This window comes from Mycobacterium palustre (genome assembly GCF_002101785.1).
GTDB classification, from domain to species: Bacteria; Actinomycetota; Actinomycetes; order Mycobacteriales; family Mycobacteriaceae; genus Mycobacterium; species Mycobacterium palustre.
In genome coordinates, this window is record NZ_LQPJ01000038.1 from 1 (window position 1) to 1,619 (window position 1,619).

Sequence of the window (1,619 nt, forward strand, 5' to 3'; positions counted from 1 at the left end):
GCCATTGGGTCACCACCGGGGCGTGTCGGTGGCGGCGGTCAGGGTGTCGTAGGCGGTGTCGAGTTGGCGTTGACGGCGGCGGTGGGGTTCATGATTGGACTCGGCAGCCAGAGCATCGATCAGGTCGTCGAGTTCGGCGGCGGTCATCGTGAGATGAAGCTCGCCGCCGTGGGCGCAGATCGCGAAAACCGCTCTCTGACAGTTGTTGTCGAGGAAGGGCAGGGTGCGCAGGGTCGCTGCGGTGTCAGCGTCGATGGGAATGTCGCGGCGCGGTTGGGCTGCGGTCAGTTGCTGGCGACGCAGATCGTAGATTGATGCTGCCCAGTTGCTGATGGTGCCGTCGTCGCCGCAGTGGCTGCATTGCCAGCCGATGGGTTGCTCAGCATCGCCGCGGACCACCGTGATGCGGCCCGGGCAGCGGCGGTTGGCGGGTCGGCGCCGACACGGCAGCGCGGTTTCCCACCGGGTGTGAGCGTCGCCGGCCGACGCTGCGGAAACGATGCCGCCCAGGTGCTCGGCGAGCGCACGGGCCGGCCCGGGGGTCTCGGGGCCCACGTCGAGGAAGTGCTGCAGATCGGCGACCAACATGACCTGGTCACTGTATCGGCTGCAGGCCGGCCAGAGGCGCGTGAGTTACTGCGCGGTGCTGGTGCGGCGGGTGCGGGCATGGGCGAGTCGGTAGGAGGTGGTGCCGGTTTCGATGATCTGCCCGGCGAAGGTCAACCGGTCGACGATGGCCGCACACAGTCGCGGGTCGGTGAAGGTCTTGGTCCACGCGGAAAACGGCTCGTTGGACGCGATCGCCACCGAGGCGCGTTCCTCGCGCTCGGTGAGCACCTGGAACAGCAACTCCGCACCGCGGCGGTCCAATTGCAGGTAGCCCAGCTCATCGATGAGCAGCAGATCCACCCGACCGTAGCGGGTGATCAACTTACTCAGGTGGGCCTCGTCGGCGGCCTCGACGAGTTCATTGACCAGCTTGCTGGCCAGGGTGTAGCGGACGCGGTAACCGGCTTCGGCGGCGGTGGTTCCCAACCCGATCAGCAGGTGAGTCTTGCCGGTCCCGGAGTCGCCGATCAAGCACAAGGGTTCACCGGCTTTGACCCAGGCGCAGGTCGCCAGGGTGCCGATGACTGCGGGGTTGATCGCGGGGTTGGCCTCAAAGCTGAACTCGTCAAGCCGCTTTGGCCGAGGGAACCCGGCGTCATGAATACGGCGCTGCGCCCGGCGGCGATCCCGGTCCTCGCATTCGGCGATCATCAGCTCCGATAAGAACCCCAGATAGGACTGCTGTTCACGTTCGGCCGCGGCGGCGATCTCGGCGAAGCGGTCACGGATGGTGGGCAGCCGCAACATCCGGGCGCCCTGTTCGATTGCCGCGACCGCGGCCTGATCGGTGACGGTGTGACGCGCGGTGGTGTTCATGAGCTCTGCTGCCCCAGCAGCGTGTCATAGGGGGCCACCGACGGCAACGGCCGCTCGTCGGCGATCAGGCGGTGCTCAGCGAGCCGGAGCACCTGGGCGCCCTCACCGCCGCCGGGTGGCGAACCGAGGCCGGCGCGCTGTTCGGCGGCCCGGCGGGCTTCCAGCGCCACCACATCGGCATTGACCGAGCCCAC

At 67.9% G+C, this 1,619-nt stretch carries 2 protein-coding genes and 1 pseudogene; all 3 read right to left on the reverse strand.

Annotated elements, in window-relative coordinates; translation table 11 throughout:
* Positions 1–9: 9 nt before the first annotated feature.
* The gene (locus AWC19_RS03200) at positions 10–588 is read right to left on the reverse strand and encodes a hypothetical protein (protein WP_062895398.1); all 579 of its coding nucleotides are present in this window, start codon (positions 586–588) and stop codon (positions 10–12) included.
* A gap of 45 nt (positions 589–633) precedes the next feature.
* Complete coding sequence (gene istB / locus AWC19_RS03205) at positions 634–1,425, reverse strand: IS21-like element helper ATPase IstB (RefSeq protein WP_062895396.1); 792 nt, start codon at positions 1,423–1,425, stop codon at positions 634–636.
* Positions 1,422–1,619: pseudogene (locus AWC19_RS03210) on the reverse strand (IS21 family transposase); the annotation flags it as partial. The pseudogene AWC19_RS03210 and the gene istB, both read right to left, overlap by 4 nt.

Excerpts from the sequence above, each read along its gene's own strand:
- AWC19_RS03200 (WP_062895398.1), bottom strand. The coding sequence starts at position 588 with ATGTTGGTCGCCGATCTGCAGCACTTCCTCGACGTGGGCCCCGAGACC.
- istB (WP_062895396.1), bottom strand. The coding sequence starts at position 1,425 with ATGAACACCACCGCGCGTCACACCGTCACCGATCAGGCCGCGGTCGCG.